We start from the raw sequence: 23500 nt of genomic DNA on the forward strand, positions 1-23500 counted from the left end.
TCAACAGGGCTCTACGCTGGACGGACCCTCTGCGGACTCTTCGACAGTCCGCAGGGGGTCCGCAGCGTTAGTGATCAAGGGGCCCATGGCCCGCTCAACCGCGGTCCGGGTCGACTGATCCGAGTCGGGCCAGAGGTGACCGTATGTGTTCAGGGTCGTCGTGGCCTTCGAGTGCCGCAGTCTCTGCTGCACAACCTTCACCGACAGGCCAGCATCGATGAGCATGCTCGCGTAGTAGTGCCGGAGGTCGTGGAACCTGAACTCCAGTGACAGGCCGGGGACTTGCTTCCGAATCCGGCGCACATGGCGCTCGATCTTCCACGGCCCCAGCTGCGCGGCCTCGTCGTCGAGCAGGACCCACCCGTCCGTGCGTCCGTCGAGCAGCCGCTTGAGCTCCCCCACGAACACGTCCGGGATAGGCACGGCTGCCACGCTCGATTCTGTCTTGAGCGGTTCAGCCGGATACTGCACGGTGGGCGTCACCGTCCGCGCATCGAGGTCGACGTCGACCAGGCGCAGCCCGCAAGCCTCCGCAATACGGAGGCCGGCGAACGCCCCCAGCAGGATCGAAGGCCGATACTTTTCCTCGGCAGCCTCGTACAGCGCCCACAGCTGCGCGTCCGTGCAGACGTAGGGTCGCTGCTTTCCGCCCCCCGGTGACGTCTCCCGGGAGCAGGGATTCGCCGTGATCTTCTTCGCACGCACCGCGGCCCGCATCACCTGGGACAGTCGGCTGTGAAGTGCGAAGCGGTACGACTGCGCCGCCCCCTCCCGCAGAAGGCGGGCCATCCACTTCTTCACGGCCATCTCATCGACCGCCATCAGCGGCAGAGGGCCGAACTCCTCACGGATCTGCGCCAGATGCACCTTCGCCTGCCGCACAGTCGACACACGCTTCGCGTAGGACTCGATCCACAGATCGCACCACTCGTCGACCGTGAGCTTCTTGTCCTTCGGATCGACGTAGGCGTTAGTCACCAGCGCGGCCGTGACCTCGTCGAGCCAGCGATCACCGTCGACCTTCCGGACAAAGTGCCGGGCGTGCTCTTTGCCGGCTAGGTCGCGGTACCGGGCCCGCCACTTACCGTTCGGCCTCTTCTTGATGCTCTTGCTCGCCATTCCCTGCCCTCTCCGCCGCGCTCTTGACCTCGGCCTGGTACTGCTCCTGAGCCCGCTGGAGCTCGACCAGCGCCAAGTGATGCTGCTGTCGCGCCGCCTCTAGCTGGCCTGTCGCGTGCTGGTGGGCCCTCTCCAGCTCACTCACGCGCTGCTGTGCCGCTTCCGCAAGAGCGCGCACCTCGGCCAGCTGAACCGTCGCCGACGCAAGGTGATAGTCGTCGATCGGGACGGTCAAGAGATCGGAAATCGTGATACCGAAGACGGCGGCCAGCGATGCCGCCTCGTTGACCCTGATCGGACGGTCCGCGGCCTCCGTCTTGGCCACGGTGGTCTGTCGCCACGGCTGACCCTGGTCTTTCATGCGCGTGGCCAGCTCTTGCTGGGACCAGCCGCGCGCCAGGCGCAGGGCTTTCACCCGTCGACCGACGACGTCTTCGGCTGTCCCCAATGCGTCGCCCAAGGTACGAGGGGTCTCTTCCGTTGACTGCGTTTGATCCTCCACAGGAATAGACGTTAGTGCTTGCTGGGGTTGACCACAACTAGACGTTGCTGTAATCCTGCTGGGCATAGCGCTCAATCCCCACGGAGGATCACATGAAGCGCAGCACCATCGCGCCCAGCGCCGGAGAACCTCGGTACCTGACCACGGACGAAGTCGCCACGCGGTACCGAACTGCCCCCAGCACCGTTCGGTACTGGAAGCACATCGGCTACATCCCCGGTGCGGTGAAGCGCGGGCGCCGGACGCTCTACGCCATTGCCGTACTCGACGCTTGGGATGCGGAGCAGACCGGGGGCGCCGCGGCATGAGCCCGAACAACAACGAACCCCGAGAGGCCCTACCTCCCGGGGTTCGCGAAGACCAAGCAGCGGGCGGCAGCAGGTCTGTTGCTGCCACGGTAGCGCAGCCCTCGGACATGCCGGTAGCGCGACCGGTGCCCGTGCAGACGTCCGGTCGGCTGGAGTTCGCGGCCCGGTGTCCCGAGTGCCGTAACTGGCACAGGCACATCGGTCTCGGCGAGAAAGACGCCCCCTGTGGCGCCCACTACCTCCTGCAGTTCAAAACCAAGCTGCAGGGGGCGGCATGAGCAACCACGAGAACGCACTCGACAACGCGCTCCGAGCAGCCGCACAGGACTACGCCGTAGCCCCGACCACGATCAACAAGACGCCAGCGATCCCGTCCCCGCACGACAAAGGGCACAGCTGCAAGGGGCAGTGCGGGCAGCCCGGACACGGCGTTTACGACGCCACCACCAACGCGGCTGATGTACGTCGCCTGTTCGCGCTCGCCCCGAAAGCGGTCGGCTACCTGATCGCCTGCCGTGGGCGCCTGGTCGGTCTCGACATCGACCGGAAGAACGGGGTCGACGGGTACGCCACCCTCGCCGGGCTCGGCCATGAGCACGGGTTCGCCATCCCTGAGATGACCACCACTGTGTTCACACCGTCCGGCGGTGCACACCTGTGGATGACCGTCCCCGAGGGCGTCACCGTGCCGAACTCCGTCGGACGGATCGGCGCCGGGCTCGACGTTCGCGGGACCGGCGGCTACGTCGTCGGCCCTGGGTCCACCGGCCGCGCCGGCGTGTACGTCTTCCACCCGGACCTCGGGTACACCGATCCGCAGCCGGTACCGGAACAGCTGCTCCGCTTGATGCTGCCTCCGGCCCCTCTCGTCCGCCCCCAGCGTCGCTCCTCCCCCATGCCTGGCGACGCTGCGGGGCGGGCCCTCGAAGGGCTCGTAAACGTCGTGCTCAACGCCCCCCAGGGTGAGCGGAACTCCAAGTTGTATTGGGCCGCCAGCAAAGCGTGGGCGCACGTAGGAGACGGGCATCTCGCGGCCGGGGACGTCGAGGCTGAGCTGATCGCGGCGGCCGTACAGGTCGGTCTGTCCGACGGCGAGGCCCGCCGCACCGTCACCTCCGCGGAACGCGGGGTGAGGGCGTGACAGACCCCGCGGACATGAGTCCCGCTGAGATCTTGACCGAGCTCAAGGAGACGATGCAGGACTACGTCATCTTCCCGAGCGAGGAAGCGGCCATCGCCACCACGCTGTGGACCGCGGCCACTTACGGGCAGCAGGCATGGCAGCACGCTCCGCGGCTAGTGATCACGGGTCCGACGAAACGCTGCGGCAAGTCCCGGCTGATGGACGTGATCTATGAGGCGACTCACCGGCCGCTGATCACGGTCAACTCGACGGTAGCCGCGGTCTTCCGGAGCATCGGCGACGACCCGCCGACGCTCCTCGTCGACGAGGCGGACACCATCTTCGGGTCGGCCAAGGTGGCTGAGAGCAACGAGGAACTGCGCGGCCTGCTCAACGCGGGGCACCAGCGGAACAGGCCCACCCTGCGCGTCGTCGGGGTCGGCACCGAGCAGACGGTGAAGGAGTTTCCTACCTTCTGTATGGCAGGCATCGCCGGTATCGGCGACATGCCCGACACCATCATGGACCGAGCGGTCATCATCCAGATGCGACGCCGCGCCCCGCACGAGCACGTGAAGCCCTTCCGTACACGAAGGGACGCGCCCCGGCTCAAAACCCTGGGCATGCGGCTCTCATCCTGGCTGCGGGAAATCACAGATGAACTGTGCGGCTACGAGCCGGAGATGCCCCTTGAAGACCGCGCGGCCGATACCTGGGAACCCCTGATCATCGTCGCGGATCTCGCCGGGGATGTGTGGCCGAAGCTGGCGCGCGAAGCAGCACTCAAGATCCTGGGCGAGCGCGACGAGTCCGACGGAAGCGGCTCACAGGAGAGCCGGATCCTCCTCGACTGCCGGAAGGCATTCAGGGGCGCCGGCTGGCCGCCCGAGATGACTACAGAGGATCTGCTCACGGCTCTGAATGCCGATAAGGAAGCCCCCTGGGCGGAGTACGGACCGAACGGTCTGACCGCTCGGCGCCTCGGAATCATGCTGGAGAAGTACGGCGTCCGGTCGGGCAACATCCGCCCCGCAGACGGTCCTCAGCGCAAGGGATTCCTGCGCCTCAAGTTCGAGGATCCGTGGTCCCGTTACTGCCCGCCGGACAAGCCGCAACCCGTCCCGCGTGATGACCCGTCCCAACCGTCCCAAGCGTCGCTTCCCTGGTCAGCGCGGGACGGGTCCCATACCTGGGACGGGTCAACCCGTACCAGCGAAACAACCCGTACCAGCCTGACCAGCGGAAACGACGTTGGGACGGTTGGGACGGGTACCGACGAGAACCTGCATGCGGAGGCGTCGTGAAGTACGTCGAAGATTCCCCTATCGCCCTCACCACCGCGGCGCCCGGCTGGTACGTGAGGACCTCCAGCAGCACCGACAACTCGTATCCGATCGTCGCGTGGGCAACCGTCCTCCAGACCTACAGCGCGGACGGGGCCGCTGTTACGACCATCGAACCGGTCTTCCTGTACGGCGGTGTCCTGCACACGTCGAGTGAGTGGTACGAGGCCATGGGCCAGGACAACAGGATTCGGGTGATCGCTCCGTGACCAGGGCCCGCATCCGCATCCGCTGCACGATCTGCGACCGCCCGCTGAAGGCCGGTCGCCGCCGGCCGTGCGTGCGCGGCTGTGGAGCCTGGCTCTGCCGCCTTCCACACCAGCCACCGTGCAACGACGTGCACGGCGGGCAGTGCCCCAACCATCACATCGGACAGGAGATAGCAGCATGACCACCACCGACACCGTGCCCGCCACCTTCCGCAGGGCCAGGCCCAGCGACCTGGCAGGGCTGGCAGCAGGGGCAGGCATGGACCTCAGCGCCGTGTGCTCCCTCGCAGCAGAGGGCAACCTGCACCTCGCAGTACGCAGGTACCAGCACCACGCCCTGACCAGGGCAAGGCAGGCAGGACCGACGCTGACCGGCTTCGAGGCGCGCCGAATCCTCGAACGCAAGGCAGACCCGGTACCCGCACTCAACATGCGCCGACTCGAACTCCTCGAACTCCGTCGGAAGGGCTGGTGACGTCATGACAGACACCCAGGAACGCATGCGTGCCCTGCTCGACCAGCGAGCACAGCAGACCAGCCGCCGTACACGGCAGGACGGCGACAGCGGCAGGGTTACCAGCCTCGTACTGCGCCGGTGGGCCGGCCCCAAGCGCAACGGCAGCATGCGAGGGCGACGAAAAGGCCAATGAGCCACAAAACCACAGGTCAGAGGCGTGATCGGCTGGTGGATCGATTTTTTGATCTTGACCTACTTTGACCCCGCCCACACCTGAAAAATATCTCCCCCCGAACGAAAAAACCACAGCGGCTCAAGATCATCGAAGGGCCTCAGATTACGGCCCAATGTCTCCGAGTAGCCCCGAATAGGGGCCCAATGGGGCGAGGGGGGTTGGGCCGTAATTGGGATAGCACTTCCGCGCTAGCACCTTTCGGCGTACCGTGATCTCAGCTCCACCTGGCGCGCCTCTGATTGAGGCTTGACGCTGGCGGCCTGGCACTGGCCCCACAGGTGAGAGCGAGTCCTGGCACTGGACGACGACAACCGTCAATCCAGCACCGCCGAAGCCCTGGCACTGGGTACGCCGATGCGTACACCCTCCAGGGGTTCCCTGTGTCTACCGACACGCGTCTTTCCCGCCTGCAAGAGCGCCTGCGTACCGCCCAGATCCAGCGCGGCATCATCGCCGACAAGGGCGACGAGAACGGCGGCCTCACCGAAGCCGAATTCCGTCAGTGGGAGCAGTACGGCCGGGACATCGCCGATCTAGACGACCGCATCGCCGAACTGGTCTCTGTCGGCCAGCGGAGCGAGCCCACCGGCGGGGCCGCGGCCGTGCGCCGAGCCACCTCCGGCCTGTCGGTCAACGAGCCGCGCACCTACGGCAAGCACGGCCGTTCCTCCTACTTCCAGGACCTGGCCCGTGTGCGGCTCGGCCAGGACGACGACGGCTCCGCCATGCAGCGCCTTCAGCGCCACGCCACGGACGTGGCGACCGGCCAGGAGTACCGCGACCTGAACCGGACCGATGGGAACGGGGGCTATGCGGTCCCGCCGGCCTGGCTCATGGGCGAGTTCGTGGAGCTGGCCCGCGCGGGCCGCGCCTACGCGAACGTGGTCAACGGGCAGCCCATGCCTGGCGGCACGGACAGCATCAACATCCCGAAGGTGGCGACGGGTTCGGCCACGGCGATCCAGACGGCGGACAACGGCGCCGTCCAGGAGACCGACATCACCGACACGTTCATCAACGCGCCGGTGCGCACGATCGCGGGCCAGCAGGACGTGGCGATCCAGCTCCTCGACCAGTCGCCCGTGAGCTTCGACCAGGTCATCTTCCGGGACCTGACGGCGGACTTCGCGACGAAGCTGGATCTGCAGGTCATCTCCGGCTCGGGCAGCTCCGGGCAGGTCACGGGTGTCCGTGGCACGTCGGGTATCACGACGATCGCGTACACGTCGGGTTCGCCGACCGTGGCCGGCGTCTACTCGAAGATCGCGGACGCTGTGCAGCGCGTGCACACGACCCGGTTCATGCCGCCCACCGTCATCGTGATGCACCCGCGCCGGTGGGCCTGGTTCCTGGCCGCGGCGGACTCGGCCGGCCGCCCGCTGGTGGTGCCGCAGGCCGGCAACCCGCAGAACGCGGTGGCGACCCTGGGTGCTGTGGCTGCCGAGCAGGTGGTGGGACAGATGCACGGCCTGCCGGTCGTCACGGATCCCTCGATGCCGACGACGCTCGGGACGGGCACCAACGAGGACGTGATTCACGTCCTCCGTGCGTCCGATCTGCTGCTGTACGAGTCGGGCATTCGCTCGCGGGTCATGCCGGAGGTCGGCTCCGGGACGCTGACCGTGAGGCTCCAGATCTATGGCTACCTGGCGTTCACGGCGGCCAGGTACCCCGCTTCGGTGGTCGAAATTGGCGGTTCGGCGCTCGCTGCTCCGTCGTTCTAGCTGCGGGTTTGGGTGCCGGGGAGTGATGGCCCCCGAGCCGCTGGAGTGCTACCCGGGTTCCGGGTTCAGCGGCAACGCCCTCCCGCATGGCCGCGCTTCCTGGCCGCGGCCGTGTGCCGGCCGGGGATCCCCTTTCCTCCAGGGCGGGGTCCTCGGCTGGCGCCCCTCAAGACGGCGCCGGTACCTGCCGGTCACTGGCGCTATGGGCGGGTGTGAAACGCGGCTTCAACCACCGCGCAAGGGCCGTCATGACCCGGTTCCGAAGACCGGAGAGCGGTACCTGCACCCGCCTTCTACGTAGCGAAGCCCCCGGCCGGTGGTCCATCCCGGTCGGGGCTTCTTGGTCCCGGAGTCTGTCAGCTGCTGCTGAGGCGTTCGTAGTGGTCGCAGAGGGCGCCCAGGACGCGGGCCAGGCGGCGGGCGTAGGCGACCGCGCCGGACAGTCCCGGCAGGGGCTCGGCCCTCAGCTTGCCGCGGGCCTCGCCTACGCACGCCGCAGCGCAGTACTGCGCCACCGTCCGGGCGGCCCTGCCGGTCATCCGCTCGACCTCTGGCACCAGCAGCTCCAGCTGCCCGCGCATCGTCTGGATGAGCAGGTCGACCTCGGCGGCGGACGGCGGAAGCGCCTCAGGGCAACCGTCCGGCCCGAGGAGACGGCCTGCCGTGGCCCGCATGGTGACGATGTCCGGGGGGAGTTGGGGAGTCTCCGCCGTAACGTCTTCTGTCGCATCCCATGCACGTCCTGTAGCCACACCGCGATGATGGGCGGGCACGGTGACACGCAACTAGGCCGCGCCGTGGCCATCCGTGGCCACGTGGCGGCCACGGCCGGGAACGGGCGCCATGACACCTCAGACTGGACACATGGGCCGCAACGACGCGCTCAGGGCCGCCCGGCTCCGGGCCGGCTGGCGCACCATCGAGCAGGCCGCGGCCAGACTGACCGGGCACGGGCAACAGCTCCTCGACGACCGCCAGTTCACCGTGTCCGCGCGCACCTGGCGACGCTGGGAGGGCGACCGCCCCGGCTGGCCGGCGGAAGAGACCGCGATCGTCATCCATGACGCGCTCGGCCGGTGGCCCGAAGACCTCGGATTCACCACCCCGCCCGGCTGGATCCGCCCCGAGCACCACGAAGAGGCCGATGTGAAGCGCCGCGCGTTCGTCTCCGTCACCGCTGCCGCGCTCGTCGCCGGACCGGTCGCACCCCAGCACGTCGACCCCGCCCTGATCGACTACTTCCAGCAGCAGCTGGAAGGCCACTACCGGGCCGACATGTTCCTCGGACCGCACGACCTGATCGGCACCGTGTCCGCGCAGTACCAGCTCATCGACAAGCTGATCCGGTCGGCGAAGGGCGAGACCCGCCGCGGCCTCCTGCGGGTCGGCGCCGCCTACGCGGCCCTCGTCGGCTGGCTGTTCCAGGACGCCGGAGACATGGAGGGCGCGAGCTTCTGGCGGGGCGTCACGCAGGAGATCGCCATGCGGTCCAGGGACCCGCACCTGATCGGCTACTCCCTCGTCAACCAGGCGCAGGTCCGCACCGACCTTGGCGACGGGCACGCGGTCATCGACCTGTGCGAGGCCGCCCTCGACGACTCCCGGCGCCTGGTGCCCAAGGTGCGGATCATGGCCATGCAGCAGCAGGCCCACGGTGCGAGCCTCACCGGCGACCGGGCCGCGGTCGACCAGCTCATAGACCAGGCGGACGGACTCCTCGCCCGAGTCGACGACGACCTGCCGTGGGGCAACGCCTGCCGCCGGACGCCCGGCTACCTCGAAGTGCAGCGGGCCACCTGCTACGGCCGGCTCGGGCTCGGCGGCGAGGCGGTGTCCCTGTGGGAGCAGGTCCTCGACGTCGTCCCGGAGACCGCGCGCCGGGACCGCGGCGTCTACATGGCCAGGCACGCCACAGCGGCGGCCTGGGCGGGCGAACCTGACGAGGCGCTGGAGATTGCCCGCGCGGTCGCGGACATCGCGGTAGAGACCCGCTCAGCGCGTATGCGGCGGGAGTTGGTGACTCTTCAGCGGGCGATGCGGCCGTGGCAGGATGCCCCGGTCGGCCGGGACCTTGAGGAGGTTCTGGCGCCCGTGAGCGAGGGGAACTGACGCGTGGCTGATGTACCGGTGGCGCTGACCGAGGACGAGATCGTGATCGCGCTGGAGAGCGTGCCGGGCTGGCGGCGGGACGGCGACGAGATCACCCGCAGCTATGCGATCCGGTATCACGGGGGCGTCGCGCTGATCGTGCACGTCGCCGACGTCGAACGGCTCATCGGCCACCACGCGGACATCGACCTGCGCTGGGGGAAGGTCCGGTTCGGGATCACCACGCACGATGCTGGCCACAAGCTGACGGCCGCCGACTTCGACCTTGCCCAGCGCATCGACGCCATCGCCGCGGCGCACGGAGTCGAGCCGGTCGACGGCTGACCCCGGAACGCAAAAAGGCCCCCGTACCGTGCCCGGTGGAGTGCGGGCGCGGGCCGGAGGCCTTTGTCGTGTGGCATGCAGGGAGGGAGGCGGCGACGGGGAGGCAAAACCTGCTCAGAGGGCCCTTCGTTCGCCGGTACGGAGAGCCTCCCTCGCCTCCCTGACTGGCCATTTCCGCAGGTCATGTACAGGGAGGCACCTCAGGGAGGCGGGTAGGGAGAACTCCCTTACTCCTCGTCGCCTCCCTCGTCGTCGATGTCGTCGTCGCGGGCTGCGATGGCGTCGAGGATGCGGTCGAGGCTGACGTGCATCTTGCCCCCGTCCGTCTTGTAGACGCCGTGCCCGGCATCGTCGAGGACGCTCTTCAGGTCGCGGAACGACCATGATCCGTAGGCGACGGGGTTGCGGTCCTGAAGCCCGCGCAGCACATCGTGCGTCCGCATCCGCGGCGCGTGACCGAGGACGGTCGCGATGTCGGCGAGCGGATCGGGCACCTCGAACGTCGGAACGTCGGCCGGCCCGATGCCCTCGTACAGCGCCATAGCCCGCTGGACGACCGGCGTCACCTCGTCGATGCCAGCCTCTTTCCGCACGTAGTAGGAGCGGATCAGTCCGGGCGTCTTCCCGAACCCGGCGGCCATGGCGGTGCCGACGTCCTCGCCCGCGACGAGCGTGGTCGCCGAGTAGCCGTTCTTGTGCATGCCGGTGCCGAGGATCGCATCGTTGCCCTGGTGGTCGTTGATGGCGAACGCCACCCGGTGGGACACGGTCTTGGCGATGCCGCGCGGCAGGCTCGCCGCATCGGCTTCCGGCGTGATCCACAGCAGCACGATGGCGGTCTTCCGGGCCTTCCTGGTGACCTTCAGCGCCAGCTCTTTGGCCTCCGCGCCGTACTTCTGGTGCATGAACAGCTCGTGGACCTCGTCGAACACGACGATCCGGGGACGCATGGACGGATCGCGTTCCGCCATCTCGCGGGTGACCTTGGTGTCCGTGCCGATGCGTTCCAGCTCCTGACCGCGACGGGACACCTCACCGGCCAGGGAGCGCAGCTTTTCCATGGCGGCGGCGACGTGTTCGTCCTCGTCGCCCTTGACCAGGGTGCGCAGGCGGGGCCGCATCGGGTCGTAGTCGGTGTTGTACGCCAGGACGTGCACGTCGACCTCGACCAGCGGGTCGAGCATCGCGCCGAGGAGCAGCGAGATGACCAGCGACGACTTACCCGAGCCCATGATCCCGGCGATCAGGTAGTTGGCCGCCATCAGCCGCGCGATGACCTGCTCGCCGCGGGCGTTGAGTGCGACGGGAACGCCCTTGAAGAAGTCGGTGGTGCCCTCGGTCAGGAGAGGCCAGGCAGGTACCGGCTTGGTGAGGACACCGGGGTCGGCGACCCACAGGTCGAGCACGCCGGCCTGGTCGCGGGGCTCGGTCGGCCACACCTCGACCGGCTTGCGCATCAGGTTGTGCGCGAGGACCGCCTTCTTGTCGGCGATCATCTCGACGGGTACACCCTCGGGCAGCTGCAACTGCGCGTGCCAGCCGCCCCCGGAACGGGTGGAGGGCTGCACCCAGCGCGGTTTCCAGCCCTCCTTGAGGGCCGCATTCAGCGGGGCGATACCGAGCTTGCCCAGGGCCCGCATGATGGCGTTCTCATCAGGCACGACGTCCCGCTCGTCGCCATCGAGCGGCAGCGCCCAGGTGGGTGCGGTCTTCTGGTTGCGGCCGACCGACCACACGCCGAGCAGGACGAGGACCGGCAGCGAGTACAGCAGCGGCTCGAAGATCACACCGGCGAGGAACGCGACCCAGCCGACGAACTCGATCGCCGCGTTCGCCGGAGCGAGGACGTCACGGACGTCGTGGTTGTAGACCGCGACCATGACGCCGAGCATCAGCAGCAGGCCGCCCACACCGACGAGGGCCGACGCGAGGGCCCGCGGGGCGTTGAGAGCCATCTGCAGCAGGTCCATGCGCCGCTTGTGGCGGGCGAAGCGGTAGGCGTAGGCGCGCTGCTCCCACTTCTGCACCATCTCCTCGTTGCCGGAGGCTTCGGCGATCCGCATCATGCGGGCGTGCAGGGCCGTGGTGCGGGCCTCCCAGGTACGGCGGGAGATGATCCGGGTACCGCCCCACACGTAGGAGCCGTGCCGGACGCTGAGCCGGTACACCGGGTTCTGGCGGGTGTCCGTCAGCACCCGGCGCAGCGAGTGGAGGCGGACCCGGCGCCGGGGCTGTACCTCGGTCTTGGCGGGCTCGGGTACGGGTGTACCCGGCGCCTCCTCCTTGTCGAGTACGACAGGTACGGGTGTACCCGCGTCCTCGTCGTTGGCGGGTACGTGGAGATCGGTCATGCTGGTGCTTCCTTCTCTCTGCGGAGGGTCGGGGACACGGGGCGCCCGGATGTACCTGTGCCGGGTACGGGCGCCCCGTGGCGTACCTACTTGCTGTTCTTGCGGCGCTCGGCGCGCTTCTCGATGCGCTCGACCTTGCGCTGCAGGTCGGACAGGTCGACCTCGGGGCCGGCCATTCCGCGCTTGGCCATGCGGGCGTGCAGCAGGAGCAGGCTGGCTTTCTCGCCGCCGGTGAAGTCTTTGAAGCGCAGGTCGTCGGTCATGGGTCAGTACTCCGTTTCGGCGCCGGGGAGTTCGGGAAGCGGCTCGGGCAGCACGGCCGCGATCGCGGCGTAGGACTGGGCGACCTCGGCCCACAGACGGCCGGCTGCGGTGAGCGGCTCGACCTTGCGCCTGTGGTCCTCGTCACGGGCGTACCGTTCGGCGTCCCGGGCCAGCTGCTCGGCCTTGGCGGTGGCGTTCCACGCCAACTGGACGTACTGCTCTTGGGTGGACTTGTTCACTGGTTTCTCCTGGTCAGCGGTTGGTGAAGTCGCGCCACATGGAGCGCAGGACGATCAGGCAGCACGTCACGGCGACCGCGCCGATGGCTATGGCGATGGCGGACAGGGCCAGGGAGATCGCGCACACCGACCCGGCGAGGCCGATGGCGATCCACTTGCCGGTGTTGTGCTGCCCGGCGGCCGGTGCGGGCGCGGCCGGGGCCGCGGTCTGCTGGGTAGCCTGCTGGGTGGCGAGGACAGCAGCCACGATCCGAACGACGTCGGTGTTGTCGGCGGCCTCGGCGACGGCGGCCTCCGCCTTGCGCAGGGCGTCGCTCATCGGGCCCACCTGCGCAGTCGGCGGGAGCGGACACCGGCCGCCAAGCCGAGGCCGAACGCCACCAAGACAGGCTTGCCGAGGACTGCCGCGACGATGGCGACCACGACGGCGAGCAGCTGCGGGAAGACCAGCAGGAGGCCCAACAGGGCGCCGAGGATCAGGTACTTCACGACGACACCCCCGCCCCGACCAGCTGCGGCAGGGCCGCCCGGAACGCGTCCTGGATCTCCTTGGCGCGGTCCTGGCCGACCCGGCACTCCGACTTGATCCGGGCGATCCCGGGCACCTTCCCGGCGAACAGCTCGTCTTTGAACTGCTCGGCAGCCCAGGCGACGCCGGCCGCAGTGAGCGGGTCCTCGTCGGGCGGCTCAGGTACGTACCCCGAGCCGGGTACGGGCTCCGGGATTTCGTTTCGAATTTCGTTTCGCAGCGCCCGGTCCAGCTCGCCGGGGCACTCGAAGACCGGCAGCAGCCGGGCGCCCGCAGGTACGGCCTCGGGTACGGCAGGTACGGGGGCCTCGATCGCCGGGTACGCCTCGGGTACGGCAGGTACGCGCTCGACCTCGGTTGAAGTTTCAAGCTGGATAACATCCAACTTGGTCGGCTCCTCGGGCGCCTGGTCGTCGTCGCGGGCGAGGGCGTGGGTACGCCAGATCGCCACGGGTACGAGCAGCGACACGACCACGACGAGCCAGCCGTTGACCTTCATCACGTGCGAGTCGAGCAGGTGCGCCGACACCTGCGCCGCGCCCATCAGAAGCAGGCTCAGGGTGATGTCGAACGACCGGAACCGCTTCAGTGCGGCGACCGCGTAGGCGTCGATGGCGACCGGCAGCATCACAGCCACCGGCTCCATCGCGCCCATCTTCCGGGCGAGGCTGTACTCGGCGGTCGCGGTGAAGACGACGCCGGCCGCGAGCGACGTATGGGCCAGCAGCTTCGGAGTGTTCACGAGCCGACCACCTTCGGGTACGCGCGGTCCACGGCCCGGTACATGGCCAGGACCAGGATGTGAGTGCGCCGGTCGTAGAAGTCGGGCTCGGCCATCTCCGCCATCGCCTCGGCGCCCTGCTGAAGGTCCAGCGCGCTCTCCGACAGGAGGTAGGCCTCGGCGAAGTAGCGGACCTCTTCAACGGTTAGGTCGTCGGGGTGACGCTCGCCGGCCTTGTAGTACCTGTTCACGCCCATGTCGACGGCGGCCGCCAGGAGGTCGCGGGAGACGACGACCCGGAGGCCGATGACCGCGTGCGGCTCGTCGTAGGGGTCGACCAGGCTGTGCTGAGCGGTCATGCCGCGCGTCGCGGGCACGTCCGTCAGTCGCTCAAGGGTCACGGTCATGGTGCGCCCACCTCCGGGGCGGCAGCCCGCACCACACGGTGCGCGGCCAGGCAGACGCCCTCACGGTCACGCCGATCGTTCGCGTCGATCAGCGCGGCCATCAGGGCAGGGACGGAAGGGAGGGGCTGCGGCGACCGTTCGCAGGACCGCAGCGCGGCCCGCTCGGTCGGGCGGGGGACGACGACGTACCGCTTCACTGCATCCCCCTGCGGATCTGGTCGAGGAAGTTCGCCAGCCGGTACACCCGGCCGACCTGCTCGGCGAGCAGCGCGCCCAGCTCTCGCAGCTGGCCGGGGTCCATCGGCGGGAACTCCCAGAAGTCGCCGACCGGGACCGGCTCCATAGCGGGCGCCCACGAGATACCGGCCGGGAAGAACTCGACGCCCATGAACCAGGCGGCCTCCCACGGCCCGCGGTGCGTGATGTCCGACCGATAGCTGACGATCTGGCCCTCGTGACCGATGCACCACTCGGGCTCGGGCTCGGTCACCCGGCCCTGGTCCGTGGTCGTGAGGGTGACCGTCCCGTTCCCGTACACCGGGTCCGACGCGGGCTCCGGCTCACGGTGCAGCGGGTATGCCCGGTCCATGGCCCGCCTCAGGGCCGCCATCTGCTCGGGGTGTTCGCCACCCTCGATCTGCCGGGCGACCGTCTCGACGAGGTCTTCCATGTCCCGCCAGGACGCACCGCACAGGTAGGCCTCGACGTCGGAACGGATCTGCTGGACGGTCATGTCGTCGGGATCCGCGCCCGTGTTGGTCGTTGCGTAGCCGTCCGCGAGGGCCGCGAACAGCTCGAAGCGCGACAAGCGGTAGGCGACCCGGACCACGACGAACGGCTCCGGCTGGTCGTCATGCGCGTTCTGCACCTCGGCCGGCCCGAACACCGGCGGCTCACCCTCGGCAGGCTCAGCCGCGAGGAACGCGGCCGTCACCGGGAAGTGACGCTCGACGAACTTCCGCGCCCGCTGCTCCTCGCTCATACCGCACACCCCTTACGGCGGGACTTGCGGCTGACGCGGCGGCCCGGCGCACGGAGCGCGAGGCCAAGGGTGTCCAGCAGCTCAATGCGGTGCTCGGCGCGGCTCTGGACGACGTTGCGGTTACGGCGCGGCATCAGACAGCCTCCCCACGGACCCGGCGCAGCGCCTCGTCCATGCTCGGGTCGGAGTCGACGAGCACGGGCCGGTTCGCGGACTGGCACACGCGCAGCGCCTGCCGGATCTCCGCAGCCATGCGGACCAGGCTGTCCGCCAGCTCCTCGCCCTGGCCGTTCGTCAGGTCCGCGTCCTGGCCACTGGAGTTGCTGACGATCAGGTGTGCGGCCTGCATGCGCGGGTCGTCGGACGCCGGGTCGGAGGTGATGTTCACGTACAGCTCAAGCAGGTCCGTCTCGTCGTCGGACATCGTGGGGATGCCGAGGAACGTACCGGGCCCGTAGTGGGTGATGTCCTCGACCGCGACCTCGCGGACCTCGAAGTGGTTCACGGTGCACCAGCTGGTGGGGCACTCGATGAGCACGGTCGTGGTGCGGCCGGGAAGCCCGATCCGTGCGGCAACGAACTCGAAGCCGGGGCTGGACATGGGCGTGCTGATGGCAGACTTAGCCATAGCGGTTCTCCTGTGTAGTCAGGTAGATCCGTAGGCCCTGAACCGGTGAGACTTGGCGGTTGCACCGGGGAGGGGCCGTTCTTGTGGCTACAAAGCTAGACTCGCTTGTAGCCACAAAGCAACCCTGAAGCCAAAGAATCTTGTAGCCACAAAGAGGCGGCTGGATTCTTGCCAGTCGTGGCTACAACCGCATACCCTCGCGACATGACGCCCGAGGCCACCGACTACGACACTCCCCGGCGATTCCGCGCGCCCGACGAAGAATGGGAACCATTCGAGGCCGCAACGCGCGCCATGCACCCTGAAGGCCGCAGTCCACGCGCCAAGGTCTTGCGCGAGTTCATGCGCTGGTACATGAGGCGGCCCGGTGCCAGGCTCCCCGAGCGTCCGCCGGCTGGAGACTGGTCCACAGTCAGTGGCGACCGGCAGTCCGCAAACAGTCCGCAGGACGATCAATAACGTCTAGCGTCACCCATCACGTACCAACGGTAAAAACCGCAGGTCAACGGGATATGGCCCCTCAACCACAGATGGCAGAGGGGCCGTTAGAGTTCGAGCTGTACTTCGACGTGTGATCCAACCGATCGAACCGATCGTCGGGTGCCCCCGTCTCTCTTCGAGAGGCGGGGGCACCGTCGTATGCAGACTGGTTTATGGGCCGACGGGGCCGAGCACCGCTCCGCTTCCCACACGGTGGAAGTTGCGTCTCAGGTCAGCGCGCGAGCGTTGTCAATGTGGCGGTGAACCGACGGCAGAGTGGTCAACACTCCAGCAACTCATTGTCGGAGACAGCCGCGATACATGTCGGACAGTCCCTTCAGCAGAGACGCGCATCCCGTCTGCTCGCCGGTGAGCTGCCGGGGCCGGTCAAGACGGACTTCGTCGCTTCCAGACTGGCGCGAACGCGGGCTCCCTCAGCTCAACAGGCAGCCAGGTGAGGGCCAGTTGAGGGAGGGGATCTTGAACAACCCGCCATCGTGCCGAGACAGCGGTGATGGAATGAGTTATGTCCAGACCCCCGGCTCAATGGCCGTCGAACGCTCAACAGTTATGGCACGCGATACGCGCGGGCCTGGCTTTGGACCTCTCCGCTCCCACGTCCGAAAGTGCAACCGGCCAGGACCAGGAGGTGACGGCAGAAGCCATCACCCGTCTCCTGCTGCAACCGCCGCCCCCACAACCCGGTGCGGTTCCACGGCTGCATCTGATAGGCGCCACCATCACGGGGAACCTTCAGCTGTCGCACGCAAAAGTTGAGATTCCTGCGGCTTTCATCGACTGCCGTTTCGACAACGAAGTCGACCTGAGCGATGCCTCACTCTGCACTGTTGACCTTACTGGGTCTTCCCTTCCGGCCCTGAATGCAGACAGGCTGAAAGTAGAGGGCGATCTGACGCTTATCGAAACGGTTGGCGGAACCGTCTCTCTGTTCAGATCTGACATCGCCGGCGACATGTGGCTCAACGGTGCCGAGTTAGTCAGCGAAGATTCTGGATATGCTTTGCGTGCACCCCAGTTGCGCGTCGATGGTGGGCTGTATGCACAGGCCATCAACGCCGTGGGCGGGATTAATCTTTGGGGCGCCCAGGCTTTCACGCTTGAGGTGACCAAAGGCCGCCTGAGCAGCACAGGTCATGCAGCCCTTCGCTGCGACGGCCTCCGTATCGCACAGGACCTTCACTGCGCGGAACTGTCCGTTGACGGGGGAGGGATCTCCCTGTTCGGGGCGACGATCGGCGGTCAGTGGTGGTTCAACGGAGCCACAGTACGTAACCACGCTGGCTGGGCTGTGAGTGCCCCTTCGGTAAGAGTTGGCGGAGGCATCTACGCCAACGGCATGTCAGCACACGGCGGCATCAACCTTTTCGCTGCCACCGTCGGCGAATCGATTGAACTCTCCGGCTGCACTCTCACATCTCATGGCGATCACGCACTCCGCGCTCCAGGAGTGCGCGTTGAAGCCGACCTCAATCTGGACGTCGGAGCGACCATCACAAGTGGCATATCCTTGCCACGCGCCGAAATCAAAGGCACGCTGCAATTGTCCGACTCCACATTCGCCGCCGACGCGTCGACCATCGATCTGCAGCATGCGGTCGTTGGCGTCCTGGACATGATGTCGACCAACACGCGGCCCCTTGCGTGCGACCTTCGTGCCGCAACGATAGGGCGCATCCACGATTCCCCTACCGCGTGGCCACCGAGAATCGAGCTGGACGGGCTGACCTATCAAGGCCTACGCCCCTTGTTGCCGGCTACTCAACGTCTGGCATGGCTCGATCGCAGCGCTGAGTGCAGCCCACACGCGTACGAGCGCCTGGCCACCTACTACCGCCAGCTCGGCCATGACGACGATGCCCGAACCGTGCAGCTGGCTCGCCACCGAAAGCGGCGCAACTCCGCACGGTTGCCTGACCGGTTCTGGGGATACTTCGAAGACCTCACCGTCGGTTACGGCTACCGCCCAAGCCGCGCTCTCGTATGGCTTTTCGCCCTCACGACGCTCGTCGCCATCGTCTTCGCAGCAGTACCACCACAGCCCGTCCGTACTGACGGACCGGCCTTCCAACCAGTCGCGTTCGCCCTCGACGTCATCCTGCCCATCCTGGACCTCGGCCAGGAGAGAGCGTTCGCGCCCTCCGGCAATACCGCCTGGGTCGCCTGGGCAGGCGCGATAGCCGGTTGGCTCCTGGCTACCACCGTCATCGCCGGCGTCACCCGGCGCCTTTCCCGCTCCGGACACTGATCCCCACGAAGTATGCGGCTGATGTGTACCAGGCCCAGCAGCTAAAGCTGGTCACCGCAGGTCAGGGCAGCTGAAATGGCCAAGGACCGGCGATCGAACCGTCGTTCTCCAAGCCGTAGCGGCGGGCCTGCTCTGCCTCCTCATGCCTGCCTTCCGCGTCCCAGAGATCAGCAAGCGAGCGAACTCCACCACCAGCATCGGCCGTCGCACGATGCGTGCGCTCGGCGTTGGCCACGTTCCGGTGCCGTTCCATCATGGCCAGCCGTTCCAGCGCAAAGAGGTGCCCCTGCTCTGCCGCGCGCCGATACAGAGCCTCAGCCCGGTCTGGGTGGCGCGCCTCCTGGAACCGGGCCGCCACTGCCCATGTCTGCGGGTTCCGGAACTTCGCCAGCCGGTGCAGGACCGGATCCACACCGTCATCGTCGGAGCACAGGCCCAGCAGTACGATTACCGCGGCGAACGTCCCGCCCGGCCAGGGCCGCTTCGCTGCGCCGAGCGCGTCCCGGTCAGCCAGCTCAACGACTGTCCAGGCCAGCCTTTCGGCTTCAGCCTGGTCACCGTCCAGGCTCCGGTCGATCGCCATCGTGGCCAATTCGAATCCATCGCCGTGTTCGGCGAACCGCCGGGCGAGGCATTCGGCCTCGTCCCACTCGTCAGCACGGCACTTGAGCTTCACCAGTTCGCCCTTGGCGTCCCGGTCACCCGCCGATGCTCCCAGCCACAGGAGCCGTTCGTACTCCGCGAAGTCGCCCACGTTCCGGCGCAGTTCAGCCAGTTGGAAGGGCGCCTCCGGATCTCCGAGCGCCACAGCCTTCGTCAATGCCGCCTCCGCCTCCGGCCCATGGGACACCATCGCCAGTGCGGTCAGCGCGGAAGCCCACCCTGTCGTGGCCGCTTCCCTGACCAGCCGCTCGGTCCCGTCGTCGCCGAACTCGCTGAGCGTCCATGCCAGGGCAAGCATCGGCTCCGGGTTCCCGCTCCGGAGGACCGATCGCGCCAGGATCTCGGCTTCCTCGGTCAGGTTCCGGTACGCCATCATCGTGACGATTGCCTCCCAAGCCGGATCATGTCCCGCATCCGCCGCGCGGCGCAGCAGCGCGGCCGCCAGCCGCAGCCTCCCCCGCCCCTCTGCGGACCGGGCCAGTTCGTACAAGTCGGCAGCGGTCGCCGCGTGGTGTTCCACGGCGTGCCAGAACGAGGCGGGCGGGAAGTACTCACGGCGAGTCGTCCGGGCGTAGTGGTCGAGATAGTCCGCCAGGCGCCATACTCCCGGTCGAGCGCCCATCCCGTGGTCGTGAGCCACGTCGCCGAGCGCCGTCACCACGTCCTTGACCCTGGTCCGTGCGAAGGCCAACGCGGTCTCGAACCAGTCTGGCGGCGCCGCGGCGCGCTGGGCATCGGTCAGATAGCCGGATGCGGCACCTTCCAGCAGCGTGCGCGGGAGCGGGGAGGTGTGGCCGAGTCGGCGTGCGTCCATCGCGGCTGTGACAACGGCCTTGCCGTAGCAGTCCTGCGCTCCGTCTGCCTGCTCGTACCACTGGACCAGGGCCGGGCCGCCCGCCAGGGTCTGGGTGATGGAACCATCCGGAGCAGTTCGTGCGGCGACGGCCAGCGACCCGTCGTCCGCCTCGTGCAACCGCCCCAACGCCGAGCCGTCGAAAACCGCAGGAACGGTGATCACACGCGCCGCCGCGAGCAGTGCTCTGGCCTGAGGGTGGTGGTCCTGCTTGCCGGTCGGACGATCGGTCAGTTCGCGTTGGTGACCTGGCCAAAGGGTGGCGATGGCCACCAACGGCTCCGGCTGCTCCAGCCGTCGGCGCAGGGCGGCGGCAGCGGCCTCACCACCGTGGCCGCCGAGTAGTTCCTGGGCCTCGTTGAGCCACAGCACGGTGCGCGGGCCGAGGGCTTCGGCGGCAAGCAGTCGGCACAGGCTGTCAGCGTCCTTCGGATACGCCAGCCCCCAGTCGGCGAGGCAGGCCGCGACCGCCTCGTACGCGGTGCGGGTCTTCCCGGTGCAGCTGTACCCGCTCAGCACGAGCAGCACGGGGGCCTTCCCAGACGCCGCATCCGTGAGTAGGTCTCGGAGCTCGTGGTCGTGACGGCGGACGATGTACTCGGGGAGCACGAAACCCGTCGCAGTCGTTCGCAGCGGATCGGCGATCGCCGCGTGCACACCGAGCCGCTCGGGCTGCCAGCCGGCCAGCGGACGGGGCAGATCGAGGGATCCGACGCTGCCTGGCTCTCCCTCCGAGCGCACCGACCGTCGCGCGCTCCCGTTGATCCGCTCGGCCGCCGCGTCCCGCCGGCGACGACGCCAGTGGTCGAGGTCGAAGAGGTGCCGCTCGTCGGGCAACGGCTCCACTCCCTGGCGCTTCGCCTCGGCACCGATAGCTCGGACCAGCCCAATCAGTCGCTCCACCGACGTCGGAAGGTTCCGTCCGAGGAGCCAGCCTCCGACCGTTGAAGGTGACTCGACACAGGCGCCTCTCGCGAGTCTGCGCAGCCCTGGTACGGGTCTGAGTCTGCTGAGGCGCCACTCCCCCAAGGTCCGCAGGTCCGATCGGAACCGTTCCTCAGCACTGCCTGGCACGCCGCCCCGCCTGTCCAAACTGTCTCGCCCCCGCCGTTGGACGGCCCCTCGGCGTACGCCGGCGACCTCCCGCTTTCGGCTTCGACTGTACAAACGAAGAATCCGGGTTCCGTACCGGCCCGCCGGACAGCGAAAGTCCCGATCCACCTGTTCTCCACGAAGGGATCTTCTCGTGCAGTTCGTCGATGCCGTCCGGACCGGTGCTGCCGCACTCTCCTCTCCAGGGGCCGTGGTCCTGATCGTCTTCCTGCTGCTCTATCTGGGCATTGTCCTGCCTGCGGTGTGGTCGCGCCGGAGCCATCGTCGACACGCGGCCGCCCGGGTCCTGAAGCTAATGCTCGACCAACTACTCCTCGTGCTAAGGGTGTTGGCCGGTCTCCTCCGCCGCTGACCGACCTGGTGGCGCCAGTGACTCCCGGCGCCGAACCGTTCCACCCCCCTGTGGGCGCGACGAGCGCGGCGCCACGCGCGGCGTCGGAACCACCGCCGGACGACTTCATACTGCGGGCACGGCTACGGCCAGGCGGTCCGGTCCTACACCTTCGACGGGGGCATCCGTCGCGCCGCCGGCAGCCACGCCGTCGACCTGGCCCTCGACTCGATGGACGCCGACACCCCGCGCCGGGGCCGGGAGGTGCTATCGGCCTCCGGCCGCCCGGCGTCCTTCGGCAACACCAGCGACACCGCTCCATGGCGGGACGGTCGCCTCCCTTCCACCGCCTTGAATTCACGACACCTGCTGGTCGACCAGCACCGGGACTTGCCCCAGCACACACTGATCGCCAGTGGCGCGGCGCTCTGTCACCTTCATACGGGCACGGCGAGCAATTCCTCCGAGCGCGACGTGGCGAACCGGTCCCCGTGTCCTTGGCGCCCCTGTCCCCCTCGGGGAGGCGGGGGCGCTGTCGTCTGCCCGGAACTCGCTTCACAGACCGAGTGCGGCCAGGGATCATCGCCACTGACACGGTTGTTCGAGAAAGGTAACGGGGATGGGACAGCAACACGACGACGAGGAGCGCGAGTTCGACCTCAAGTGGGCCGACGGGGCCGAGCACAAGGAGCCGTCCGCTCGGGCTCGGATGTTGGCGGCTCGGTGGAGGGAGAATCCGCCGGAGCCGATGCCGTTCCGGGGTGAGCCCGAGGGGGTGGGGCCTCGGCGGTCGTCCTGGGTGTCGACGGTGGTCGTGCTGGGGAGTGTCGCCGCGGTCATCGTGTTGCTGGGGTACGTCGACTTCCGGGCGCCGTAATGGAGAGGGACGAGAAGATCGACGTCGGAGAGCCCCTCGCGTGGCTCCGGCTGGACGAGGCGCTGCGTCGTGAGTCGTACGCGCCCTCCGGCCTCGTCGCGTCTCGGCTCGCGATCGACCTGTGCCATCGTGACGGCAGGATCCGGGAGGCGGCGCTGGAGCAGGTCGCCGGGGACCCCGGCCTGCTGCCGTTGCTCGTCGTCCGGTGCGGCGACTGGGTCGGGCAAGTGCGGGAGCGGGCGCGGGAGTTGCTGGCCGAGGCCCTCGACATGGACACCGCCGTCGCGCTCGCGCCGCTCATCCTGCTCTTCGGGCGGCGTGGCCGGGGAGCGTTCGCCATCGACCTGCTCGACGAGGTACTGCGCCGGGCGTCCCGCGAACAGCTCGCTCCGCTCCTCACCCGCGCCGACCGTGCCGTGCGTCGTCATGCCCATCGGCTCGCTGTCGAGGAGGGGCTCCTCTCCCCCGCCGAACTCGCCCGCGCCGCTGCCCGGGACCCCGACACCGTCGTACAGATCCTGTGCGCGGACGCCGCGCTGGCCGCCGTAGTGAAGACGGGGGACTACGACGGTGTGCTCGCACCGTTGCTCGGGGCGCGGAGTCCGCGGGCCCGGGCGACCGGGGTCACCGCGTTGCGGGCGGCAGGGCTGCCGGAGCAGGCGGAGGGGTTTCTCGGGGATCGGTCGGGGGTCGTGCGGGCCTGTGCACGGTATGTCGTACGGCAGCACGGGGGCGATCCGTTGACGGTGTACCGGGGCTGGTGCTCGGGCGGTGATCCGGTGCCCGGGGCCGTGATCGGGCTCGCGGAGTGTGGGGAGCGAAGGGATGCCGCTCTGTTGTGGCCGCTCGTCTCGCATCCGGCCGCCGCCGTGCGGGCGCGGGCCCTCGGCGGGTTGCGGACCCTGGACGTCGTGGACGTACCGCGGATGCTGCCGTTGCTCGATGATCCGGCGCCCGGGGTCGTGCGGGAGGCGACGCTCGCGTTGTTGCCGTCGGCCGGGCTGGTGCCGGACGGGCCGCTCATGGAACGGCTCGTGGGTGGGTGGCCCAAGGGGTGGCCCCGGCATGTGCGCGTCGGCGCGTTCCGGCTGCTGGACGCGCGGGGCGGGATCGTACGGCTGCGGGCCGCCGTGACCGTGCTCGACGATCCGGACGCGCGGTTGCGGGCCTGGGGTGCGCAGGTGGTGCGGCGGTGGCATCCGGAGGAGGGGATGACGCCGGGGGATGCCGAGGTCGGTGAGCTGCTCGGGCGGGCCCGGCATCTGTTCAGTGAGTACGTGCTGACGCGGCGGCTGTGGGAGGCCGGGCTCGGCGGCTGACCTGCGCCCGGCCGCGCTCACTGG

At 68.5% G+C, this 23500-nt stretch carries 28 protein-coding genes; 13 read left to right on the top strand and 15 right to left on the bottom strand.

The genetic code is table 11. The features are described from left to right. Positions 1–1119, bottom strand: a complete 1119-nt coding sequence (locus R2B38_RS09815) for a site-specific integrase (RefSeq protein ID WP_318015874.1) — start codon at positions 1117–1119, stop codon at positions 1–3. Continuing rightward, on the bottom strand, positions 1082–1579 hold the full coding sequence (locus R2B38_RS09820) for a helix-turn-helix transcriptional regulator (RefSeq protein ID WP_318015875.1): 498 nt from the start codon (positions 1577–1579) through the stop codon (positions 1082–1084). Before R2B38_RS09820 ends, R2B38_RS09815 begins: the two co-directional genes overlap by 38 nt. Positions 1580–1713: 134 nt before the next feature. Here R2B38_RS09820 and R2B38_RS09825 point away from each other — a divergent pair, with 134 nt between their 5' ends. The 7 genes from R2B38_RS09825 (at position 1714) to R2B38_RS09855 (ending at position 7020) form a co-directional block, all read left to right on the top strand. Continuing rightward, entirely contained in the window at positions 1714–1929 is a 216-nt protein-coding gene (locus R2B38_RS09825) for a helix-turn-helix transcriptional regulator (protein ID WP_318015876.1), read from the top strand. A 274-nt stretch (positions 1930–2203) separates the two neighbouring features. Then, the gene (locus tag R2B38_RS09830) at positions 2204–3070 is read left to right on the top strand and encodes a bifunctional DNA primase/polymerase (protein WP_318015877.1); all 867 of its coding nucleotides are present in this window, start codon (positions 2204–2206) and stop codon (positions 3068–3070) included. 32 nt (positions 3071–3102) lie between these two features. Next, complete coding sequence (locus R2B38_RS09835; RefSeq protein WP_318015878.1) at positions 3103–4356, top strand: DUF3631 domain-containing protein; 1254 nt, start codon at positions 3103–3105, stop codon at positions 4354–4356. After that, entirely contained in the window at positions 4353–4604 is a 252-nt protein-coding gene (locus R2B38_RS09840) for a hypothetical protein (protein WP_318015879.1), read from the top strand. The genes R2B38_RS09835 and R2B38_RS09840 overlap by 4 nt, the downstream gene beginning before the upstream one ends. Before the next feature lie 178 nt (positions 4605–4782). Continuing rightward, positions 4783–5079, top strand: coding sequence for a hypothetical protein (locus R2B38_RS09845; RefSeq protein ID WP_318015880.1), 297 nt, complete (start codon positions 4783–4785; stop codon positions 5077–5079). A 4-nt stretch (positions 5080–5083) separates the two neighbouring features. Continuing rightward, positions 5084–5254 (top strand): hypothetical protein, encoded by a 171-nt coding sequence (locus tag R2B38_RS09850; protein WP_318015881.1) that lies wholly within the window; start codon positions 5084–5086, stop codon positions 5252–5254. Positions 5255–5676: 422 nt separating this feature from the next. After that, on the top strand, positions 5677–7020 hold the full coding sequence (locus R2B38_RS09855) for a phage major capsid protein (RefSeq protein WP_318015882.1): 1344 nt from the start codon (positions 5677–5679) through the stop codon (positions 7018–7020). A 356-nt stretch (positions 7021–7376) separates the two neighbouring features. On the opposite strand, the gene R2B38_RS09860 is transcribed toward R2B38_RS09855, so the two are convergent. Further along, the gene (locus R2B38_RS09860) at positions 7377–7772 is read right to left on the bottom strand and encodes a DUF6415 family natural product biosynthesis protein (RefSeq protein ID WP_318015883.1); all 396 of its coding nucleotides are present in this window, start codon (positions 7770–7772) and stop codon (positions 7377–7379) included. Between the two features lie 91 nt (positions 7773–7863). On the opposite strand from R2B38_RS09860, the gene R2B38_RS09865 reads away from it, so the two are divergent. Next, the gene (locus R2B38_RS09865; protein WP_318015884.1) at positions 7864–9129 is read left to right on the top strand and encodes a Twin-arginine translocation pathway signal; all 1266 of its coding nucleotides are present in this window, start codon (positions 7864–7866) and stop codon (positions 9127–9129) included. A gap of 3 nt (positions 9130–9132) precedes the next feature. Beyond that, positions 9133–9453: a 4a-hydroxytetrahydrobiopterin dehydratase gene (locus tag R2B38_RS09870; protein ID WP_318015885.1), complete on the top strand. Its 321-nt coding sequence runs from the start codon at positions 9133–9135 to the stop codon at positions 9451–9453. Between the two features lie 227 nt (positions 9454–9680). Here R2B38_RS09870 and R2B38_RS09875 read toward each other — a convergent pair whose 3' ends face one another. From R2B38_RS09875 to R2B38_RS09925, 11 genes are all read right to left on the bottom strand, one after another. Next, positions 9681–11804: a cell division protein FtsK gene (locus R2B38_RS09875; protein ID WP_318015886.1), complete on the bottom strand. Its 2124-nt coding sequence runs from the start codon at positions 11802–11804 to the stop codon at positions 9681–9683. Positions 11805–11890: 86 nt separating this feature from the next. Further along, on the bottom strand, positions 11891–12067 hold the full coding sequence (locus R2B38_RS09880; RefSeq protein WP_318015887.1) for a DUF6257 family protein: 177 nt from the start codon (positions 12065–12067) through the stop codon (positions 11891–11893). Positions 12068–12070: 3 nt separating this feature from the next. Next, entirely contained in the window at positions 12071–12307 is a 237-nt protein-coding gene (locus R2B38_RS09885) for a hypothetical protein (RefSeq protein WP_318015888.1), read from the bottom strand. 13 nt (positions 12308–12320) lie between these two features. Next, positions 12321–12626, bottom strand: a complete 306-nt coding sequence (locus tag R2B38_RS09890; RefSeq protein ID WP_318015889.1) for a hypothetical protein — start codon at positions 12624–12626, stop codon at positions 12321–12323. Beyond that, positions 12623–12796, bottom strand: a complete 174-nt coding sequence (locus R2B38_RS09895; protein WP_318015890.1) for a hypothetical protein — start codon at positions 12794–12796, stop codon at positions 12623–12625. The genes R2B38_RS09890 and R2B38_RS09895 overlap by 4 nt, the downstream gene beginning before the upstream one ends. Continuing rightward, positions 12793–13578, bottom strand: coding sequence for a hypothetical protein (locus R2B38_RS09900; protein WP_318015891.1), 786 nt, complete (start codon positions 13576–13578; stop codon positions 12793–12795). Before R2B38_RS09900 ends, R2B38_RS09895 begins: the two co-directional genes overlap by 4 nt. After that, positions 13575–13964 carry a hypothetical protein gene (locus R2B38_RS09905; RefSeq protein ID WP_318015892.1) on the bottom strand — a complete coding sequence of 130 codons (390 nt, stop codon included), beginning with the start codon at positions 13962–13964 and terminating at the stop codon, positions 13575–13577. Before R2B38_RS09905 ends, R2B38_RS09900 begins: the two co-directional genes overlap by 4 nt. After that, positions 13961–14161, bottom strand: coding sequence for a hypothetical protein (locus R2B38_RS09910; protein ID WP_318015893.1), 201 nt, complete (start codon positions 14159–14161; stop codon positions 13961–13963). Before R2B38_RS09910 ends, R2B38_RS09905 begins: the two co-directional genes overlap by 4 nt. Then, positions 14158–14946, bottom strand: a complete 789-nt coding sequence (locus R2B38_RS09915; protein ID WP_318015894.1) for a DUF6907 domain-containing protein — start codon at positions 14944–14946, stop codon at positions 14158–14160. The genes R2B38_RS09910 and R2B38_RS09915 overlap by 4 nt, the downstream gene beginning before the upstream one ends. Next, entirely contained in the window at positions 14943–15080 is a 138-nt protein-coding gene (locus tag R2B38_RS09920) for a hypothetical protein (protein ID WP_318015895.1), read from the bottom strand. The genes R2B38_RS09915 and R2B38_RS09920 overlap by 4 nt, the downstream gene beginning before the upstream one ends. Continuing rightward, the gene (locus R2B38_RS09925) at positions 15080–15574 is read right to left on the bottom strand and encodes a DUF6907 domain-containing protein (protein ID WP_318015896.1); all 495 of its coding nucleotides are present in this window, start codon (positions 15572–15574) and stop codon (positions 15080–15082) included. Before R2B38_RS09925 ends, R2B38_RS09920 begins: the two co-directional genes overlap by 1 nt. 1129 nt (positions 15575–16703) lie before the next feature. Between R2B38_RS09925 and R2B38_RS09930 the strand changes: the two genes are divergently transcribed. Next, complete coding sequence (locus R2B38_RS09930; RefSeq protein WP_318015897.1) at positions 16704–18320, top strand: hypothetical protein; 1617 nt, start codon at positions 16704–16706, stop codon at positions 18318–18320. A 61-nt stretch (positions 18321–18381) separates the two neighbouring features. On the opposite strand, the gene R2B38_RS09935 is transcribed toward R2B38_RS09930, so the two are convergent. After that, a complete protein-coding gene (locus R2B38_RS09935) occupies positions 18382–20682 on the bottom strand; it encodes a hypothetical protein (RefSeq protein WP_411978564.1) in 2301 nt (766 codons plus the stop codon). 400 nt (positions 20683–21082) lie between these two features. Between R2B38_RS09935 and R2B38_RS09940 the strand changes: the two genes are divergently transcribed. The 3 genes from R2B38_RS09940 to R2B38_RS09950 all read left to right on the top strand — a co-directional run bounded on the left by R2B38_RS09940 (position 21083) and on the right by R2B38_RS09950 (position 23476). Continuing rightward, a complete protein-coding gene (locus R2B38_RS09940) occupies positions 21083–21301 on the top strand; it encodes a hypothetical protein (protein WP_318015899.1) in 219 nt (72 codons plus the stop codon). A gap of 598 nt (positions 21302–21899) precedes the next feature. Next, complete coding sequence (locus R2B38_RS09945) at positions 21900–22157, top strand: hypothetical protein (protein ID WP_318015900.1); 258 nt, start codon at positions 21900–21902, stop codon at positions 22155–22157. Beyond that, positions 22157–23476: a hypothetical protein gene (locus R2B38_RS09950; protein WP_318015901.1), complete on the top strand. Its 1320-nt coding sequence runs from the start codon at positions 22157–22159 to the stop codon at positions 23474–23476. The genes R2B38_RS09945 and R2B38_RS09950 overlap by 1 nt, the downstream gene beginning before the upstream one ends. Positions 23477–23500 lie beyond the last annotated feature (24 nt).

The organism is Streptomyces sp. N50, assembly GCF_033335955.1.
Lineage (GTDB): Bacteria > Actinomycetota > Actinomycetes > Streptomycetales > Streptomycetaceae > Streptomyces.

What these genes read in the sequence shown, in the direction of transcription:
- R2B38_RS09815 (WP_318015874.1), bottom strand. Translation starts at nt 1,119, where the DNA reads ATGGCGAGCAAGAGCATCAAGAAGAGGCCGAACGGTAAGTGGCGGGCC.
- R2B38_RS09845 (WP_318015880.1), top strand. Translation starts at nt 4,783, where the DNA reads ATGACCACCACCGACACCGTGCCCGCCACCTTCCGCAGGGCCAGGCCC.
- R2B38_RS09945 (WP_318015900.1), top strand. Translation starts at nt 21,900, where the DNA reads ATGGGACAGCAACACGACGACGAGGAGCGCGAGTTCGACCTCAAGTGG.
- R2B38_RS09850 (WP_318015881.1), top strand. Translation starts at nt 5,084, where the DNA reads ATGACAGACACCCAGGAACGCATGCGTGCCCTGCTCGACCAGCGAGCA.
- R2B38_RS09890 (WP_318015889.1), bottom strand. Translation starts at nt 12,626, where the DNA reads ATGAGCGACGCCCTGCGCAAGGCGGAGGCCGCCGTCGCCGAGGCCGCC.
- R2B38_RS09950 (WP_318015901.1), top strand. Translation starts at nt 22,157, where the DNA reads ATGGAGAGGGACGAGAAGATCGACGTCGGAGAGCCCCTCGCGTGGCTC.
- R2B38_RS09920 (WP_318015895.1), bottom strand. Translation starts at nt 15,080, where the DNA reads ATGCCGCGCCGTAACCGCAACGTCGTCCAGAGCCGCGCCGAGCACCGC.
- R2B38_RS09880 (WP_318015887.1), bottom strand. Translation starts at nt 12,067, where the DNA reads ATGACCGACGACCTGCGCTTCAAAGACTTCACCGGCGGCGAGAAAGCC.
- R2B38_RS09875 (WP_318015886.1), bottom strand. Translation starts at nt 11,804, where the DNA reads ATGACCGATCTCCACGTACCCGCCAACGACGAGGACGCGGGTACACCC.
- R2B38_RS09905 (WP_318015892.1), bottom strand. Translation starts at nt 13,964, where the DNA reads ATGACCGTGACCCTTGAGCGACTGACGGACGTGCCCGCGACGCGCGGC.
- R2B38_RS09830 (WP_318015877.1), top strand. Translation starts at nt 2,204, where the DNA reads ATGAGCAACCACGAGAACGCACTCGACAACGCGCTCCGAGCAGCCGCA.
- R2B38_RS09825 (WP_318015876.1), top strand. Translation starts at nt 1,714, where the DNA reads ATGAAGCGCAGCACCATCGCGCCCAGCGCCGGAGAACCTCGGTACCTG.
- R2B38_RS09925 (WP_318015896.1), bottom strand. Translation starts at nt 15,574, where the DNA reads ATGGCTAAGTCTGCCATCAGCACGCCCATGTCCAGCCCCGGCTTCGAG.
- R2B38_RS09865 (WP_318015884.1), top strand. Translation starts at nt 7,864, where the DNA reads ATGACACCTCAGACTGGACACATGGGCCGCAACGACGCGCTCAGGGCC.
- R2B38_RS09915 (WP_318015894.1), bottom strand. Translation starts at nt 14,946, where the DNA reads ATGAGCGAGGAGCAGCGGGCGCGGAAGTTCGTCGAGCGTCACTTCCCG.